This is a genomic window from Cryobacterium algoricola (assembly GCF_004402485.1).
Classification (GTDB): Bacteria; Actinomycetota; Actinomycetes; order Actinomycetales; family Microbacteriaceae; genus Cryobacterium; species Cryobacterium algoricola.
Genome location: NZ_SOFG01000016.1, coordinates 44,091 through 62,310 on the forward strand (window position 1 = coordinate 44,091; position 18,220 = coordinate 62,310).

22 protein-coding genes are annotated in these 18,220 nt (G+C 51.1%); 21 read left to right on the forward strand and 1 reads right to left on the reverse strand.

The features are described 5' to 3' along the window. The first annotated feature begins 11 nt into the window (after positions 1–11). The 21 genes from E3O44_RS12635 to E3O44_RS12730 all read left to right on the forward strand — a co-directional run bounded on the left by E3O44_RS12635 (position 12) and on the right by E3O44_RS12730 (position 15,773). A complete protein-coding gene (locus E3O44_RS12635; RefSeq protein ID WP_134535136.1) occupies positions 12–404 on the forward strand; it encodes a hypothetical protein in 393 nt (130 codons plus the stop codon). Positions 405–438: 34 nt separating this feature from the next. Continuing rightward, the gene (locus E3O44_RS12640; protein WP_134535137.1) at positions 439–1,383 is read left to right on the forward strand and encodes a major capsid protein; all 945 of its coding nucleotides are present in this window, start codon (positions 439–441) and stop codon (positions 1,381–1,383) included. After that, on the forward strand, positions 1,383–1,730 hold the full coding sequence (locus E3O44_RS12645; protein WP_134535138.1) for a DUF7210 family protein: 348 nt from the start codon (positions 1,383–1,385) through the stop codon (positions 1,728–1,730). Before E3O44_RS12640 ends, E3O44_RS12645 begins: the two co-directional genes overlap by 1 nt. A 62-nt stretch (positions 1,731–1,792) precedes the next feature. Continuing rightward, positions 1,793–2,197, forward strand: a complete 405-nt coding sequence (locus tag E3O44_RS12650) for a hypothetical protein (RefSeq protein ID WP_166792649.1) — start codon at positions 1,793–1,795, stop codon at positions 2,195–2,197. Beyond that, entirely contained in the window at positions 2,190–3,779 is a 1,590-nt protein-coding gene (locus E3O44_RS12655) for a right-handed parallel beta-helix repeat-containing protein (protein WP_134535140.1), read from the forward strand. Before E3O44_RS12650 ends, E3O44_RS12655 begins: the two co-directional genes overlap by 8 nt. Positions 3,780–3,787: 8 nt before the next feature. Further along, positions 3,788–4,189, forward strand: coding sequence for a phage protein Gp36 family protein (locus E3O44_RS12660; RefSeq protein ID WP_166792650.1), 402 nt, complete (start codon positions 3,788–3,790; stop codon positions 4,187–4,189). Further along, on the forward strand, positions 4,189–4,647 hold the full coding sequence (locus E3O44_RS12665) for a phage virion morphogenesis protein (protein WP_134535142.1): 459 nt from the start codon (positions 4,189–4,191) through the stop codon (positions 4,645–4,647). Before E3O44_RS12660 ends, E3O44_RS12665 begins: the two co-directional genes overlap by 1 nt. After that, entirely contained in the window at positions 4,640–5,137 is a 498-nt protein-coding gene (locus E3O44_RS12670) for a hypothetical protein (RefSeq protein ID WP_134535143.1), read from the forward strand. Before E3O44_RS12665 ends, E3O44_RS12670 begins: the two co-directional genes overlap by 8 nt. A 48-nt stretch (positions 5,138–5,185) precedes the next feature. Beyond that, a complete protein-coding gene (locus tag E3O44_RS19245; RefSeq protein WP_166792651.1) occupies positions 5,186–5,362 on the forward strand; it encodes a hypothetical protein in 177 nt (58 codons plus the stop codon). Further along, positions 5,349–6,305, forward strand: coding sequence for a phage tail tube protein (locus E3O44_RS12675; RefSeq protein ID WP_134535144.1), 957 nt, complete (start codon positions 5,349–5,351; stop codon positions 6,303–6,305). The genes E3O44_RS19245 and E3O44_RS12675 overlap by 14 nt, the downstream gene beginning before the upstream one ends. 65 nt (positions 6,306–6,370) lie before the next feature. Further along, positions 6,371–6,700: a hypothetical protein gene (locus tag E3O44_RS12680; RefSeq protein WP_134535145.1), complete on the forward strand. Its 330-nt coding sequence runs from the start codon at positions 6,371–6,373 to the stop codon at positions 6,698–6,700. Between the two features lie 297 nt (positions 6,701–6,997). Then, positions 6,998–9,265, forward strand: coding sequence for a tape measure protein (locus tag E3O44_RS12685; protein WP_134535146.1), 2,268 nt, complete (start codon positions 6,998–7,000; stop codon positions 9,263–9,265). Further along, positions 9,262–10,098: a phage distal tail protein gene (locus tag E3O44_RS12690; protein ID WP_134535147.1), complete on the forward strand. Its 837-nt coding sequence runs from the start codon at positions 9,262–9,264 to the stop codon at positions 10,096–10,098. Before E3O44_RS12685 ends, E3O44_RS12690 begins: the two co-directional genes overlap by 4 nt. Next, positions 10,099–11,235, forward strand: a complete 1,137-nt coding sequence (locus E3O44_RS12695; protein WP_134535148.1) for a hypothetical protein — start codon at positions 10,099–10,101, stop codon at positions 11,233–11,235. After that, positions 11,228–11,656, forward strand: a complete 429-nt coding sequence (locus tag E3O44_RS12700; RefSeq protein WP_134535149.1) for a hypothetical protein — start codon at positions 11,228–11,230, stop codon at positions 11,654–11,656. Before E3O44_RS12695 ends, E3O44_RS12700 begins: the two co-directional genes overlap by 8 nt. After that, positions 11,653–12,117 (forward strand): hypothetical protein, encoded by a 465-nt coding sequence (locus E3O44_RS12705; RefSeq protein WP_166792652.1) that lies wholly within the window; start codon positions 11,653–11,655, stop codon positions 12,115–12,117. The genes E3O44_RS12700 and E3O44_RS12705 overlap by 4 nt, the downstream gene beginning before the upstream one ends. Then, positions 12,114–12,563: a hypothetical protein gene (locus E3O44_RS12710; protein WP_134535151.1), complete on the forward strand. Its 450-nt coding sequence runs from the start codon at positions 12,114–12,116 to the stop codon at positions 12,561–12,563. Before E3O44_RS12705 ends, E3O44_RS12710 begins: the two co-directional genes overlap by 4 nt. A 71-nt stretch (positions 12,564–12,634) precedes the next feature. Further along, positions 12,635–13,525, forward strand: coding sequence for a hypothetical protein (locus E3O44_RS12715; protein WP_134535152.1), 891 nt, complete (start codon positions 12,635–12,637; stop codon positions 13,523–13,525). A gap of 12 nt (positions 13,526–13,537) precedes the next feature. Then, a complete protein-coding gene (locus E3O44_RS12720) occupies positions 13,538–13,954 on the forward strand; it encodes a hypothetical protein (protein ID WP_134535153.1) in 417 nt (138 codons plus the stop codon). Positions 13,955–13,964: 10 nt separating this feature from the next. Continuing rightward, the gene (locus tag E3O44_RS12725; protein WP_134535154.1) at positions 13,965–15,284 is read left to right on the forward strand and encodes a peptidoglycan amidohydrolase family protein; all 1,320 of its coding nucleotides are present in this window, start codon (positions 13,965–13,967) and stop codon (positions 15,282–15,284) included. Positions 15,285–15,431: 147 nt separating this feature from the next. Further along, complete coding sequence (locus tag E3O44_RS12730) at positions 15,432–15,773, forward strand: histone-like nucleoid-structuring protein Lsr2 (RefSeq protein WP_134535155.1); 342 nt, start codon at positions 15,432–15,434, stop codon at positions 15,771–15,773. 224 nt (positions 15,774–15,997) lie between these two features. Here the strand turns inward: E3O44_RS12730 and E3O44_RS12735 are convergent, their stop codons facing one another. Continuing rightward, positions 15,998–18,184 carry a type IV secretory system conjugative DNA transfer family protein gene (locus E3O44_RS12735; protein WP_166792653.1) on the reverse strand — a complete coding sequence of 729 codons (2,187 nt, stop codon included), beginning with the start codon at positions 18,182–18,184 and terminating at the stop codon, positions 15,998–16,000. Positions 18,185–18,220: the final 36 nt, after the last annotated feature.

Below are 18,220 nucleotides of genomic sequence, written 5' to 3' on the forward strand. Positions count from 1 at the left end.
GAAGGAATCACATGACCACATTTCGACAAGGTAACTATGACAGCCGACAAGCTGGTGTAGACCTCACAACAAAGCAGTATTACGTCGCTAAAACCGACGCACTTGGCCAGTACATCGTTGCTGCATCCGCTTCTGACAACCTCCGCGGCGTTTTTTCGAATGCAGCAAAGATCACTGAAACGGCAGAGGTCGCCAATCTCAATGGCACAGGTTCGTTCAAGGTGATCCTTGGAGCAACAGTCCTGAAGGACGCATACCTAACCTCTGATGCGAACGGTAAAGCAGTAACAGCGGTCCAGACAGCAGCCGGTGCTCAACCAGTAGTTCGTGTATTCGGTCGAGCACGTACAGCGGGAGTACTAAACGACATTGTCGAATACGACAAGCTCTCGATCTTGTACTAACAGCAATTCATAATTTAATAAGGAATAACTCAATATGGCTAACGGACCTTCATACATTGACCCAGTTCTCACGAATCTGAGCCAGAAATACACAAACGAATCTGAGGACTTTATCGCTCGGAAATTGTTCCCAGTGATTACAGTTCCAAAACCTAGTGGTAAGTACTGGGCATACAACAAAGATAACCTTCGTGCTGGTGGAACAAACATCGACCTACGAACTGGTCGCAGCAAGACATCTGAAGTCACCTTCGGTAAGTCTCTTAAAGACTTCGGTCCTCTTCAAGAGCACGCACTGAAAGACTTCATTAGCAAAGACGAACTTGCATTCGTCGATTCACCACTCGACATCGAGACTGACTCTGTCGAGAACCTAAACGAGATCATGACCCTTGCTGAAGAAATCAGCCTGGCAACGATGCTCCGTGACATCACGATCGTCACGAACAACATCACCCTATCTGGAACGAGTCAATTCAGCGACTACGTGAACTCTGATCCATTCACAACGATCAAGAACCGTGTGATCGCGCAGCGCAACAGCTCATTCAAACGACCAAACACCATTGCCTTCGGTTGGGACGTGTGGCTTCAACTTGTTGACCACCCAAAGCTTCTCGCTCGCATCCAGTACAACCGCGACGGTGTGCTCTTACCTGCCGACCTAGTGAAGTTGTTTAGTCCCTACGGGATTACTCAAGTATTCATCGGTGCAGCAATGTACGACGCCACTACAGAAGGTCAAACTGGAACGCCAACATCTGTCTGGGGCAAGGACATCATCATCGGATATGTCACTTCAACTCCATCATTACGCGCAGTAAATGGTGGCTATACGCTCCAACTTCGTGAAGGCAAATATGTGGACAAATGGTTTGAGACAGACCCCAAGGGTGAGTACGTCCGAAATAACGACTACTACGACCAAATGCTCTTTGCCAGCGAACTATTCTCGCTAATCAAGAACGCGGTGCTCTAATGGTAGCGATTACAGCCCTATCAGCCATCCTGCACGATGGTGAGACGTATGCAGAAGGTGACAGCCTCGAAGTCACAGCCGACGAAGCAGCAGCGCTAGTTGAGGCTCAAGTGGCCTCAACCGGTCGCCAAGCCCAGGAAGCTGAAGTCGTTGCACCTAAGCCACCAACCATAAAGGAAAAGATCGAAGCAGCTGAAGCTGAAGGCCTAACCCTTGATGTGACTGGTCTAAGGACACACGCAGAGATCGATGCTGCTATCGAAGCAGCTCGCACACCTGAAGTAGAGGAACCAGTTGTGGAAGTCCAAACTGAGACTCCAACTGAACCACCTGTAGTAACTGAATAAACTCAGGTCATCAAAAGCCTTAAGAGCACTCCACGACGGGGTGCTCTTTTTAATTATTGGTGATGGCCTCATTCACCTTAACAAATTTCGGCTCGGTCTTTACATTTCCGGCCTGTTCATTCATATTCAGGTCAGATATGAGCGGCATCTACAACTTCACCATCGAACAAGGAATCACTTTCATCAAGACGGTGACTTGGAAAGATATAGACGGCTCACCAATCGATATGACGGGTATGGAAGCGAAGTGTGCAATCCGTACTCGTGATGGTGTTGCGATCGCTGAACCAAGCTGCATGGTGAACGGCGTTGCTGGCGAGATCGTGATCGGCCTCACACACATCTCAACTGCTGAACTTGATTTTGGCACCGCTGTGTATGACCTCGATATTCTCCAAGGTGGAGTGCCGATCAAGCGGCTACTGAGAGGAACGGTAACACTGTGTAAGGACATCCTAGATGTCTGATCTGCTCGAGATTACTGAAGACCTCACGATGGTCACTACGGATGACAAGCAAGTAGAAGTTGTCTCAGTTGGGACTCAAGGACCATCCGGCCCTAGCTACCAAGTGAACGTCAAAGACTTTGGCGCTTACGGAGACGGTATAACTGATGACACAGCAGCTATACAAGCTGCGATCAACTCACTCACAATGGGTGGTTGTGTCACGATACCTGCCGGAACCTACATCGTTGATCCTGCGGTCAGCATCAACCTCGTATCTGATACAACCATAGAAGGCTCTGGTAGGGCCACAATTCTGAAAATCAAGGCTAACTCAAACGTCCTCAATAACCTTGTTAAAGCCGAAAGCGTATCGCGGGTCACCATTCGAAACCTCGTGATCGATGGAAACAATGCCAACCAGAATGCAAGTGACTCTATAGCCGTGCACTACGGCGTCTATCTTGCTCACTCAAACGATAGTCGCGTCGAGAATGTCTACGTCCACCACACGACAGGCGTTGGTATTCATATCTACGACAGCACAGGCACGGTCATTAGAGGCTGTGAAAGCTCGTATAACCGCTACCACGGCTTTGAGTGTGAACAAGATACGTCAACTATCTGGCAAGGCAACCGCGGACATCACAACACGCGTCACGGTATATTTGTCAGTCCTGGTGAGGTAGGTGGCACAGGTTCCATTGGAAATATCATCAACGGCAATAGTTTTGACCATAACCTGAGCTACGGTATTGCTTTTGGAATCGACGCAGCTGGTGGATCGATTGGTCTGACGAAGAACAACTCTATTACCAACAACTCTATTATTGGCAACGCTGAATATGGCGTTTCTATTTACAGAGTGAATGATGTGCTAATGAGCAATAACATCATCGGGCTCAACGGCTTCTTTGGTCTGTACTTATATCGGGCTGAGCGTAACCAAATCACTAGTAACCGCTTCTACAATGACTCACAGGCGAGTAATGGTGCTTACGACGAGATGCTGCTGGAAGGTGCTAATGACGGCCAAGCTTCCCAACATAACCTGATTGCCAACAATTTCATTCTTATCGATAGTGCGAAAAAAGCCAACTGGGCTATCCGAGAAGCAACAGCTAACGACGGCGCAAACGTCATCAAGAATAACTACATTCCAAATGCTGGTGTATCGGGCAAGGTATTGGCTCAGCACGTGAATACTGCCTATGAACTACTTAGTGACACCCCGAAAGAAAATACTTCGAGCCTCAAGACTTTCGATGACGGAATCATCATTGCACCAGGCGCAACACTCCCCGGCGCGACGATGGGACTTGATGCTCCATTTGGTGACGCCGTGCTTCGAATGTTTAGCGACCAACATGGCCTTCAGTTCGTGGCTCCCAATGGGGCACTCGACATGTATATCGGCGGTGTCAACATGCTCAGCGTCACTGGGGCAAAAGCAACTGCCCAGAAGTTACGTATTCAGTCACCAAATGTTCCGACATCGGCCACATCAGCAGGGGATGCAGGTGACGTGGCTTGGAATGCAAGCTACATCTTCATCTGCATAGCAACTAACACATGGAAGCGAGTCGCGATAGCGACTTGGTAAGGAGGCCCATGACAACAATCAACTACGCAACTATTGAAGACATCCGCATGAAGGCTGGCTTTGAGAAGGCGACAAACCTAGCTGACCGCCACGTGCAGGCTGCACGCCGTGAAGCTCAAGCCGAGATAGACGCTGCACTTGGTACGCGTTATACAGTGCCATTTGTTCTAGTCCCCGAGAAAATTAGAACGCTGACGATCAAGCTGGCCGCCTACAGCCTGAAGTACGACGCCTACGGAGATGTTGGCAGTCAAAAGGCATTGGAAGCACTCCGGTTGCAGCTCCAAGCCCTGGTTAACGGTGATACCGCGATTACTGATGATGCTGGTATCAACTTATCGACCTACGAAGGTGTCACCAGTTACTTCGGGGAAGAGCCTCGTGCGTTCACGATTGGACAGAAGTTCTAGTGGCCGAGGTAAATATCAAGATAAGCGTTGAGGGATCAAGAGAGTTCCGCGCTCGCTTTGAAAAGTTCGGTGCCAAGATCCTCGACCTCGACCAGGCGATGAAGAAGTCAGGTGACTATCTGAGCAAGTTCTTCTCGGGTGAAGTGTTTGCATCCCGTGGACAGATCATCGGCAAGCCTTGGCGACCACTAAATGACGCATACGCAGCAGACAAAGCGCGTCGGTTCCCAGGGCGACCGCCACTCATCCGTAGCGGAGCCATGAACCGTGGGTACAAGTACGACGCTACGTCGAGCTCGGTGTTCCTGTTCAATAGTCAGTTCTACTTCCGCTTCCACCAGAACGGTGAGGGTGTACCGCAGCGCATCACGATGGCTACAGATGGGCCGCGATTGACACGAGTAGGTGAATTCATCGGCGACAACATTAACAAGAACATGGAGGAAGCCGGTGTCTAACGAAACCTACAGCGACAACGTAACTCGGGTCATTGACCTACTCAAAGAGACATTCAAAGAGACTCCCTTCAAGGCGTACTTCGATGACGACCCTGGCGACATCGCCAAGTTCGATCTGCCGGCCATCATTGTTAGCGAGAACTCAGACGTCACGAGTGCTGGATCTATGGCGCAGGACGACATCGAAGAGCAGATTCTCATCAAGGTCGTATTCGATAAAGCTGATGACTACAAGAACGACGCAGATGAACGCTCAAACGACACTCAGCGCAAGCTTCGGAAGATCGTGGGGGAGCGTGACTCCGTAACCGGTGACTACTTGCCCCAAACCATCAAGGGTGCAATACGTACCTTTGGGCAGCTTGATCTGAATGAGATCGCTGACACTATGACGACTGAATATGGTGTCCAACCCCGCGACGATGGCCTCATGACTATCGAGGCGCATGTGACATTTGGCCTTCAGTACTCGGTGGACATTCGCCACTAGATCGAAATGGCTATTTAAAAGTCAAGAGCTTTCGTTTATATTGTGGACATGACCAAACCGAGTAATACAACGACTGATGAAGTAACGATTGACGAAGTAGTTGTATCTACTAAGAATTTCTACTTCCCATACGAAGGCATATCCGTTCAGGCAACTGATCAAGCGGACGCCGAAGCACAATTACAAGTAATCAAAGAAAGCGAAGGCGGTGATGTCAGCTCATAATCAATATATTGGACGAATTGAAACAGTTCAGTTTGGAGTTGAAGCAACACCAGGTGTCGCCGTTGCCCCAACAATCGCAATGCGATGGTTAGATAACGACCTGCAACCAAAACAGAACATCATCGAAAATGAGAGCGCTATGGGTTCTCCTGTCAAGATCAGCGACAGTGAGGGAGTCGGCGTTTGGGTTGAAGGTACCCTTGGCGGAAAAGTCAACAGCATCGGCATCTCTTACCTCCTACTCGGAATGTTCGGAAGCGTTGTAGATGCGGGCTCTGTCGGTGCTTATACGCACACGTACTCCGTCCTGGCATCAACCGTTCCAAAGACGCTGACGGTAGCTCTCACGAGTCCTGCCCACAGCAAACGTCACACATTCGGTGTCATCGACAGCCTTGAGATCAGTGGTGAGACTGGCGGCTGGATCATGGCATCGGCTGCGATCAAGGCTCGTCTTGGTGCAGTAGTCGCTAATACTCCTGCCTTTGTCACTGAGAGTGAATTTACTGCTAAGCACGTCGCTCTCAAGTTCGCACCGCTCCTTAGCGGCCTGACAGCTGCCGTAGCGATTGACGCAACTAGCTTCAAGTTCAAATTCGCTCGTCCCGTTGGTGATCCATATTTTCCATTGGGACCAGTCACTGTTCCTGAGTTTGATCGCGGACCTTGGGAAGCAACCGGCGAGATCACCATGCGTTACAAGAACACTGACTTCGAGGATGGATGGCTTGCCAACACTATCCAGGCCTTGCGGTTCACCCTTACAAATGGTGCTTCGATCATTAACTTCGATGCTGGCCGTGTACGTATCCGCGAACTAACTAAGTCAATGGGTCGCGACGACACCGTTACTCAGACGGTCTCCCTCTACTTTGAACCAGATCCAACAACAGGTCTGACGATTACCCCAGTAGTGACTAACACTCTCGCGGTCATCGCCTAACGACTTCCTTGATAAAAATGTGCCCCTATGTATAAATAGGGGCACTATTTAATGGAGCAACAAACATGTCACGATTGGACCTTATAAAAACATACTCACTAGACGGATTAGCGGATGGCTTTGACGAATCTACATACCTGACGTTTCAACCGCTGAGCAATGACTACAGCAACGAAATCATGGACAAGCTAAAGCACCTGCGCAAAGACGACGAAGAAGGTGCCGTAGCAATCTTCCTAGAGGCCGCTAAGCACTCTTTCCAGGGTGGACGCGTAGTTGTGGGAGGACAAACAGTTGACGCCGAAGTCGACGACTTAGACGCGCTAGGCAAGATCGTTCTGACTGACATCTTCACCACAATCAACCAATCAAAGTTTGTAGCCCCAAACGCCTAGAGGACCATCAAGCCGAAGTAGATGAGCTATGGGATCAGTATCGGAAGATATTGGTCCTAAGCGAAACTCAGAAGGCTGACCCAGATGTGGTCCGATCAATCTACGAATACCGTTATCGAGAGAAGTTCCAGCTATCGAAGCTCGCATTTCAGCAGGAGCCACGAGAGGCTATTGATGAGTTCATTATGTTCTGGTCACTAGATAACGAGCGTGTTAAATTGGACGAAGGAAGACAGCACGCTCAGAATCATCAAGATTCACCAGTATAAAAACTAAACACTGTCCATTTGAAACGTAGTGGCACAGAATCGCATTGGCATACTTATCGAGACAAAGGAAAGCGGCAGTAAGGCCGCATCCGATGTTGTCTCAAAAAGTCTCAATGGTGTAACTGAAGCTGCAAACTCTTCGAGTCGCGCGACACAAGCAGTCGGCGACTCCTTTTCGTCTCAAGTCCCAAAAGCTAGTGGCTTTAGCGACTCACTAGCTCGCATTCGTGACGTGGCGTTAGGTGTCTATCTACCTCAACTCGGACTCAAGCTACTAGAGCTGGGCAAGGACGCCTTAACTAGTACCGGCAACTTCGAGCAGTCACGAGTTGCATTCGAAACGATGCTTGGTTCTGCTGACAAGGCGCAGACCATGCTCACGCAGATCTCGCAGTTCGCCAAAGAAACACCGTTCACTCTGGATGGTGTTGTCGATGCATCCAAGCAGCTACTCGCTTACGGCTTCGCCCAGGACGAGGTACTCCCAACCATGCGCAAGCTCGGTGACGTTGCTGCTGGTGTCTCAGTCCCTATCGGGCAGCTGACTGGTGTCTATGGCCAAGTACGCGTCGCAGGCAAGCTCATGGGCCAGGACCTCTTGCAGTTCACCCAGGCTGGTGTTCCTCTCCTCGACTATCTGTCACAGACCATGCACAAGACCACTGCAAATATCAAGAAGGACATGGAAGCTGGCGTCGGTCCGACTTTCAAGGACGTGCAGGCCGCGCTTGAAGCAATGACCGCCTCAGGGAGCAAGTTCGGCGGCCTGATGGATAAGCAGTCGCATACCTTCCAAGGCGTCATGAGCAACATCGGTGACTCATTCGGTCAAATCGGCCGTGCAGCACTTGGTATGGATACAGCGGGAAACATCGTCAAGGGGAGTTTCTTTGACCGCATTAAGAATGCTGCGGCTTCTGCAATGCCAGTCCTACAAGACTTCGCAACCAAAGTTGGTCCTGCTGTCCAGGACGGTCTTAATGGCCTCATCGACTTTGGTAAAAAGGTGTCAGATGGAGTCAAGTGGGTCACTCAATATAGCGATGAAATCAAGATCACTGCGATTGTCCTTACGACGCTCTTTGCTCCGGCAATCGTTGGTGCAGCCGTAAAGTCAACGGTAAGTGCCGCTACTATGGTCGCCAGTGCTTTCCAGGCTCGGACAGCATGGATCGTTTCAGCTGTTCAAGTATCAGCCGCTTGGTGGACTAGCTCCATCAAGTTGATTGCTTTTGGCGTCACCACAGCTGCAAAGTCGGGCGTAAGTGCGGGTATCACATCAGCGACATGGGTTTCTAGCGCTGTCGTAACTAGTTCGAGCTGGTTGCTCCATATGGCAAAGGTCTCGGCTGCGGGTGCCCTAGTCGCCTTGAAAGCTGCTCCATACGCTGCCGACACAGCGCTTGCTTGGACCATCAACGCTGTCCGCGTTTCATTCGTATGGGTAACTCAAGAGCTTCCAAAACTCATTGCCGGCTTCGTTGTCACTTCTGTTCAAGCTGCTATTCATGCCGCAGCCGTGTCCGCTTCTTGGATCGCATCAGCCGCGGTTACGTCATTCACTTGGGTCACCACAGAGCTGCCAAAGATCGTCATGGGATTTGTGATCACGAGTGCAGGGGCAATCGCTCAGGCAGCTGTAACAAGCGCGGCCTGGATTGCTTCAGCATCTACTTCTTCTATTGCCTGGGTAGTGACTGAGCTGCCAAAAATAGTTGGTGCTTTCATCGCTATGTCCGCCTCAGCAGTAGTTCAAGCCACCGTGGCATCAGCGGCCTGGATTGCTTCAGCAGTTGCAAGCAGCCAGTCAGTAGCAGCTCTCCAGCTGCTTGTCGCTACACCAATGATCATGCCAGCCATCGTTGTGGCAGCTGCTGTTGCATCTTTGGTCCTAGTTATTGATGCAGCAAACCGAGCCAAGGCCGCTATCGATGGCGCTCAGGCAGCACAAGACAAAGACCTCGCTGATAGCACAGCGCTAATTAGAAATGCCCGAGTTCAATTTGACCAAGGAAAGATCAGTGGAGGTGAACTCAGCCGACTACTCAAGATCTATTCAAATGCTCTAGGAACAAACAGCTCACCTGGTGGACAAACGCTCGTTGGTGAGCATGGTCCAGAGATCGTCGATATGCCAAAAGGCGCAGTAGTAACTCCGGCATACCGAACAAGAAGTGAGCCCCAAGCGCAGTCAAGCAATGGTGGCATGACTATTACTGGTGGCCTACACGTCTATAACAACCTAGATGAGCAGAAGTTCCTAGCCAAGATTGGCTGGAGGCTGGCACTCGCATGATTGTAGCCGTCAACGGATTCGTACTAAATGACCCATCGGCTATCAACCGTGTCTATCTCGATGAGCCAATTTCTGGGCTTTCGATGCCACCTATTCGCACAAGTAGTGGAACCTATTCAGGCCGTGATGGTGGCTACGTCGGCGCACAGTTCTACGGCGCGCGATTAATCAACCTCACTGGGCGCGTCTGGGCTAATGACGTGAATGGCCTTGAGACAACCCGTCGAGCCTTTGAGTCCGCCGTCTCTGCTGGATCAATTCTTCTAACTATTACAACTGATGCAGGTAATCAGTACGTGCTAAATACCTATCTTGACGAGTTAGACATGAACATCATCCGATCGCAGCGCAGCGCTCCATTCAACTTGACTTTGATCGCACCTGACCCAACTATCTACGACAACTCAGCGGGTGGGCTTCAAACGGCGACCGTCGTCCCTGTAACTGGCGGGGGAGTCACTTGGCCTATCACCTGGCCTATCGTTTGGGCGCCAGGCGGCTTGCCGACGACGATTACCAACACAGGAAACCTTGCAAGCTACCCGCTGATCACGCTGACAGGCCCTGCTACGAACCCAACGATTACCAACGTCTCAACTGGACAGTTCTTCACCCTCCAAGGACTCACGACGACTGGTACCGACGTGATCGTCATCGACATGCTCAATCGAACAGTCCTTCTCAACGGTGGACCAATCCTGACGTACATGACGACGACAAGCAGTTGGTGGCCTCTACTATCAGGCTCGAACTCGATCAAACTAACCACGACGAACTCACTCGACACTGTTACAGGTGTGCTCTCCTGGAGAAGTGGCTACCGGGGAATCTAGGTGGATCTCGGAAGCTCACGCCGATACGAGATTGAACTGTGGAGTTCAACTGGCCTGCGCATCGCTGACATCAGTGCTCTCGCTTTCAATCGCCACTACGTCCTCACTCGCAACGATGCTGAGCAGCTGACCTTCTCCCTTGATCTGTTTGCCTTTGAGAACTACTGCGCCAACAATCTTGGTGGCACTGATCCAAAGACTCTCATCGCGCCATATGTCACTGACATCAAAGTGAAGCGAAACGGGCAATACCTCTTCGGCGCCCAGGTCGTTGATGTCTCGTTCGACCTACAACAAGACTCATCACGAGCTGGTAGTGCAGGTGGGACAGGACAGAACTACACGGTCAGCATCACAGCCACGGGCTACCTAAACCTCCTGAAGGACCGTTACGTCACAAAGACATACATAGCCACTGAACGCACCGCGATAGCCACAGACCTCATTACGACGACGCAGGCGCAGACAAATGGAAGCGTTGGTATTACCAACTCGGGATCGCAGTACCTAACAACACAGCTGAGTGACCGCACGTACCAGCTCGACGAGGTGAAGAGCAAGGCCCAAGAGCTGGCCGCCCTCAGCGACTCACCCTTCGACTTTGACTTCTCTCCGTTCAAGGTATTCAGAACATACGCAAAGATCGGCGCTCGTCGCCAGGACATCAACCTCATCTACGGCGGACCACTTGGTAACGTGGCCGGCTTCTCCCTTGATCGCAGCGCTATCAACCTCTACAACAAGATCTACGGGATCGGCTCAGGCTTCGGCACAAGCCAGCTCACATCAACTGCGGGGGACAACATTAGCCAGCTGAACTACTACCTACGCGAGCAGATCCAGCAGTTCAATAGCGTTCTCTTGCAGCCGACCCTTGACCAAAATACGGCAACTGCATTGAACCTTGAAAAAGACATTCTCGAGTTGCCTATCGTCACGATCACAGGCAAGGAGCTTCCGGCGACCTTCCTAAGTGTTGGTGACCGTATCCCGCTGAAGGTCATGGGACACAAGTGGCTCGACAACATCAACGGCCTCTACCGCATTGAACAGATCGACGTCTCGATTGATGAGAACGACTTCGAAAATGCGATCAAGCTGACGTTTGATAGCTACGGAGTCAACCAAAGTGAATAGTCGACTGGATCGTCAAGTCGAGAACGTACCTGGCGCCTGGCTTGTTGACCTGGCGAACGATATCAACCAGATCAAGGTTGGAAGGCAGTCTTTTGGTCCTGAGAGCCTTATCGTGCAACGCACAGTCACAGGTAGTACGTGGGATATCAACGGGGATGCAATCGCGGCCTACGCCGTGCAGCAGTACCGGGTTGTCTTTGCCCCGAATAAGACGATAAACCCCTACGCGGAACTGACCTATAACCAGACGATCACAGGAGCTGACGGCTTTGAGAAGACCTTCCTCTGGCCTGATGGCTCACTCCCTCAGACAATCGAGTGGAGATTCACCGTGGCAAACGATGCGAATGCGATCAGCCTCTATGTGCAGTTCTCAATCAAGTGCGTCGATGCCGGAACGATCAGGGTGACGAGACTATGAACCCTCGTATTGAGAACACACCAGAGAATCAAATGGTTTCAACCATCGCGAACATGCGCACCACTGTGAATGAGCTACGAGCAGTGCAGAACACGTCGACAACAGCTCTCAAGACCTACCTCAACCAAACTCCAAGCGCCTATGACAAGTCATTTACCATGTCAACCTATGGGCAGGTAGTCACCTTCTCTGTCACATTCACCGGGGCTATCCAGACCTACCCAATCACCAGCCTCATCTATCAGGTCTTCATGAACAGCATGAGCAACGAGGTCTATCCAGGTTCTTCAACTGCGGCGCCTACCTGTCCATTAGTTGATATTCATCAGCGGCCCCCATCAACTGGATCCAAGGCGACAGTGTGGGACGTTAAGGTCACGATGAATGACTCAGCGACTGAGACATGCTTTTTCAAGTTCTTCGTACAGTCCACAGATAACGGTGGGATTACCGTCTCATGAGCCGCCTAGTACCCCCTCAGATCATCAGTGACCTGCAACAGCTACGTACTGATGTTGATGAACTCAAGCGCACACAGCTCATCAGCGGCGATAGTCTTTTCGGCTACCTGACGCAGAGCAACAATCAAAGTGACTACTCGTTCGTCCTAGCTGCCTATGCAAAGCGGACTCTCATTGTCACCTTCACCCCGGCGATACCTAACAGCTCTTCAATTGTCGAGATGATGCAGTTCAATACCGTCAATCAACCGATGGTGTTACCGAATGCAGTCCCACCCTGGGCTGACTCAACTTACTCGAACATCTCATTTGTCCAGAAGTTGCCCCCTATTGGCAATGCAAGCCGCTGGCGGATATGCGCACAAGATTACTCAGGCGCATCACGTACTACCTATCTGAAGTTTATCTTTGACGGGACTGATACGGGAACCTGGACAGTTGTCTAATAAGGGCTGGTCAGAAGCTAGTACATGTTTTATATTGAACTCATAACCAAAACTAAATAGAGATCAACACCTTGGCAAAGCTCGTAGCAAATTACAACGGCGGAAGTTCAGACGAATACGGCACGTTCAAGGCTTTAAATGAAGCGTTTACTGGTCAAGTCTTCAAAGGGTTTGATGTAGCACCAAATAGCACGCCAAACATGACTGTCAAGGTCAACGTCGGAAGCGGCCGCATACCAACGGGTGCAGCGCCAAGTGACTATTACTACATGGTGAGCCACGATACAACTGCTGGGGAGTCCGTGACGATCCCAACTGCTGCGGCCTCACCTCGTATTGACTACATCGTCGCCTACATTGACAAGAGCGTGACTGGTGCTCTCTCACCTGTGAATAACGCGAACAATGTACTCAAGTTTGCAGATGTACCAGGTACTCCTGCTGGATCTCCTGTTGTTCCTACAGTGGCTCAGATTCAGACAGCTATCGGGGCAGCTAATCCGTACATCATCCTGGCGCAGATAGCAGTGGCAGCTTCGGCGACGACTATTACGACTCCGAATATCACCGATAGTCGCTACATGATATTTGCATTGACGAACTCAAGTGCTGGAGCATATGTTGCAACTGGTCAAGCAACGTCATCTACTACCTATGCTGACTTGGCAACTACTACTGACACGGTAACTATCATGGTGGGCCCCAGTGGAAAAGCCCTAGTTGGAATATCTGCCACTATGTTTGGCGCGCAACAGTATTGCGGCTTTTCAGTGAGCGGAGCGAGCACAGTAGCTGCAATGGATAGCCAGGCGATCCTGATTAACAATGTGACATCAACAATCGGGTCGACATTCCTCGTCACTGGGTTGACGCCTGGTTCGAACACTTTCAAGCTGAAGTACCGCGTGACGTCAGGCACTGGGACTTTTGTAGACCGGCGAATCTTCGCCGAGGCCCGATAGGTAACTGATCCTATGGACTTTGCTCAAACACTCACCCCAATTGGCTCATCCTTCGCTCTCATCGTCGTTATTGGCACGATCATCGTTGCCATCTTCTATGGACGCGCTAAGGCAAAGACAGCCAATGCAGATGGCATCGCCAATGCTAAAGACATTGCTATGTCAGATATGCAGAAGAGCCTCGACCTTGTTCGCCAACAGAACACCGATCAAGCTGCACAGATGACAAGCCTCGAAAGCAAAGTCACAGGGCTTACGGGTGAAGTCAACACGTTGAAAGATGTGCCACTTGCCAAGATCGAAGCGCACATGGCTGATACTGCGGTCCATATGGCGACCACTAACCGCCTAATTGAGATGCTCATCCCTCTCATTCCGCAAAGCATCTCCGTCGATACTCTGACAAAAACAACCAAAGTCAACCGCTAAAGGGGGTGATATGAAATCAATAGATCAACAGATTCAATGGCTTCAAGACAAACAGAACCAAGGCATCACCTACTCGATGGCCCAGCGTAATGGGCCAGACAGCTACGACTGTTCAAGCGCGGGCTACTACTCACTCATCGCCGGGGGATTCTTCCCAGCTGACATTCGTATTGGCAACACCGACTCAGCCTTCGGCGACCTAGAGCGCAACGGCTTCACTCAGCTGCAACCGAATGCTCAGGGTAACTACGACACCCAGCGCGGCGATGTAGCTATCTGGGGTAAGCGTGGAGCTAGTAGCGGTGGGCTTGGGCACTTCATGACCTTTACCGACGCTAACAATGTGAAGCACTGTAACTCGTACTACAACGGCATCCACGACAACAACTATGACCAGTTAGCCGGATGGAACGGCAACCCTGAAGTCACCTTCTACCGCTACACAGGTTCAGCTACTCAAATGCCGCCAGCAGCGTCAGGCAATCCAGATGACCAGAGCGTGGACATCGGATCGTTCATCAAGTTTGCTGACAACCTAACCGTGAACGACGTGGAGCAAATTGGCGGCACTTGGCAAGTCAAGAGTGACTCTCTCTGTCCTACTGGCTTCACATGGGACGACAACGGTATTCCAGCCGAACTACTCATCGAAGTAGATGCTGATGGCTACGCAACTATTGACCAGGAGCTTGTTGCCGGATCTCAGTACAAGCTCCCTGGCAAATTCCAAGTGCTCGATCTTGGACTCACAGATGGACAGTGGATGGCACTCATCAGCTGGAACGGCTTGAAGTTCTGGGTGGACATCGCCGCAGCAACTGAAGTATCAACTGATGATGGCGGGACACCAACACCTGGCGCTCGACCGACTGAACCAGTCGCTACACCAGCGCCAGAAGCACCCGTTGAGACAGCCCCCTCAATACCTGAGCCGGCCAATCCCGTAGTCGCCGTGCCAACAGTCCCACTCCAAGAACCAGCAATCACCACCCCAGCTAAGGAAACTAATGAAGTAAAGGAAACTCCAATGGCATTCAAAGAAGAAGAACAGAAACAACTCGCAGTCGCACAGACAAAAGTACAAGATCTAGTCGACAGCGTTGCAGCTGACGAATCAGTCCAAACAATAATCAGCGAGATCCCACAGAAAATAAAGGTCGGCATCTACATCGTTGGTGATGCACTCATCGGCCTTGGACTCATCGCTCCAAGTTTGGCTGTTGTAGCTGGATGGACTGACGTAGTTCGGATCGTTGCCCTAAGTAGCGTGCTTGCTACAGCTGGTGCATTCATTCTCACTATGTTCGGTATCTACCAGTCGAAGAAATAGAAGGCCTGTGACGCGCTGAGATGCGCTACAACAAGCTCTGTCATTCAAAGTCGAGTAACTAAGCACTGAACAAAATTAGACCGCTCTTGCACAATGCTGAGCGGTCTTTGCTATGTTGTCTTTAGCCAATCGATTAGGAGCATTCACATGGCACAAAAAGTGGTTACGACTACAACGATCATTGACGACCTCGATGGCAAGCCTGTTGATGAAGGCAAGGCCGAAACAATCAGGTTTACCTTTGACGCAGTTGCTTATGAGATCGACCTGAGCGACGCTAACGCAAAGAAGCTTCGCGATGCTCTCAAGCCATACCTGGACGCTGCTCGTAAGACTGGGCGCGGTACTGCTACTCGCGCTTCTGCTGGTAAGAACGATCCTGCTGAACTTGCTGCTGCACGTGAATGGCTCCGTGCCAATGGTGAGACAGTGAGTGATCGTGGGAGAGTTGCCGCGCCACTCATGGAGAAGTACAGGGCGAACAAGTAAGTAGCGCACTAGCCTGACACGCTACATATAGCGCACTCTTGCCCTCTCGCTACGCACATCGGGCAAAAGAGGGCAAGAGGCCTAATGTTGTAAAAAATAAAATCGACCCCTGTTGTTTTTAGGCCCATTTTCAGAACACCGGAGAAGGGGACCGATCTAGCCCCTTAGCCCCCGAAAAATGGGGCGATACTGGTCCGATGGGGGAGTCACCCACTGCTCCCCGCCTACGTCCCCCACTCACGTACACCTATAGCAGGACGCTTGCTGGTCTTCTTCGGCCCACTGTTGCGCCGAGATTCAATTGCTTGCTGCACTTCAGCTACAGGCCGCCCATACAATTCGCGGGATCGTTTCAGAGCCAACCTATCGTTGCCAGTTGGTGCAAGCGGTGGCGGTGTTGAGATCGTAGCTAAGCTCGAACCCTTCGCCGTGATGACCTTTGCTACTGCCTCATGCGGCTCAAGACTTTGAAAATCTTGCTGGCTGAACGTGTCCCCTCCAATGGCACGCTGCATCGCCCGTGCGTCGTCTGGGTCTTCCAATCCGAAGACAATCTTTGAACGGGCATTGGCCATGACAGCTGACTTGATATCGTCTGTCAGTTGGTTCAGGTGCTGGTGAGCAAGAGTCAGCGCCAGACCAAATCCACGCGATTTAGCCAGCATGTCCTCAGCACCAACCGGAAGCCGAATGAAGTCTTGGAACTCGTCTATATACAGGTAGCTGTTCTTCTCCGCTTTGACGCGCTGGACTGACGACCAAATGGCATTCATGATGAGCGTCCCAGCAATGCTGGCTGCTTCCTTTGGTACGCCAGACAAGTTGATTAGCAAGATCTTATTGTCGCGGATCACGTCGTCCATAAAGAAGCTGGACTTGCTCTGTCCAATGATGTTGCGTAGCTCAGGTCGTGTTGATAGCTGCCAGATTCGGTTGTGCAGTGGTGCGGAGTATGTCTCCTGCGCCTTCTTGTCGAGAGTGCTCCAGCGGTCTTGCCAGAACTCGCGAACCTCAGGGTTCTTTACAGCTTTGCGCATCTCTTCTGCCCAGGTGATCTCTCGGGACGTCCGAGGACTCACTAAAGCCGCAAGATCGACGAATGTCATACCTGGCCGTTCAGATAGCGTGTGCAGTCCGTGGTACATCAGCTCACGCATCCACACTCCCCGACCACCATCCGCGTAGAGACTTTGAAACAGATCGGTCAGCTGGTCGATCACAACACTAGGATTCCCCTGCTCCAATATGTTGAAGCCAACAGGATTATCTCGCTCGTTGACGTCGAGGATGATGACATCTTCTAGTCGGTGGGTTGGGATCAGCTTGACGGTTGCCTTATATAGGTCGCCCTTGCCTTCTAGCATCACGACGCCGTAGCCCTCGTTCATGTCTTGAGCCATGAGGTTAGCCATAAGAGTCGTCTTGCCTGCTCCAGTTGGTCCGAGGATATGAAGGTGAGTTAGTGACTCAACACGGCCGATAGCAATAGGGCGAGCAGCATGTGGAAAGTTGCTTGTACCAATAACCCGGCCTTCACGCGGAATGGACTCAGTAGCAGGTAGGTGACGTGATGTTCCGGCTGACAGGCCTGCAACATGCGGCCCGCCGATCTTCCATCCAATTAGGGCAGACAACTCGGTTAGGTTCAGCTGAGCTTGCGGATGGGAAGTCGTAGCAGCTTCGTTCACTTCTACGATGAGGTTCTTTGAGGGAACTAGCTTCCAGTGGTTGCTTGGAGCATTGGTCGAGGCGATTGCAGACTGAATACGCTGTACCAGGTCAGAAGCTCTTGCAGGCTCAGCATGTACGACAACACGGCAGACAGCGACAGTGTTTGGTTCTTCAAGCTTTGCGTATCGGTCTTGTAGCTCATCAGAGAGGGCTGCTGAGTATCCGGCTAGTGACCTAAGGACACTGAACTCAGCTGAACGTGGGTCACGCTTTGTCTTCTCAGTTGCCATTGCAGCACCAACTACCCACTGGATGAGTGCATCTTCGCCATCATGCAGAGTCTGGATACTTCCGAGGATGCTTGCTGAGATATCAGCATGACTGACAATTTGTAGCTGTCTGGTGGGATTGCTCATCCCAAGCTCGATCCCAGTAGTCCAATCAATCGTTGGTCGACTGTCGTCTTCTAGTACGGCGATACCGCGGCCATGAGTCCTGAGCTGCTGCGTGATGTGATCTGCAATATCTTTCGATACCAGTAGACGGTGGACGATCTCACGGCTGTTCGCCCACGTTTCAAATACGAGCGTCTCACGGTTGAACGCTGAAGTACGTCTATAGAGGGTCTCCACGACGGCCCGTAGCCATGCAGTAATTTGTTCCGGTTCAAGCTCAGACGGAAAAGTCAGGATATATGAGTCCCGATTTTGGTCACGAATTACTTGCTTCTTGAATCGCATACTGAACATGACTTTCGCATAGACGATTAGAAATTG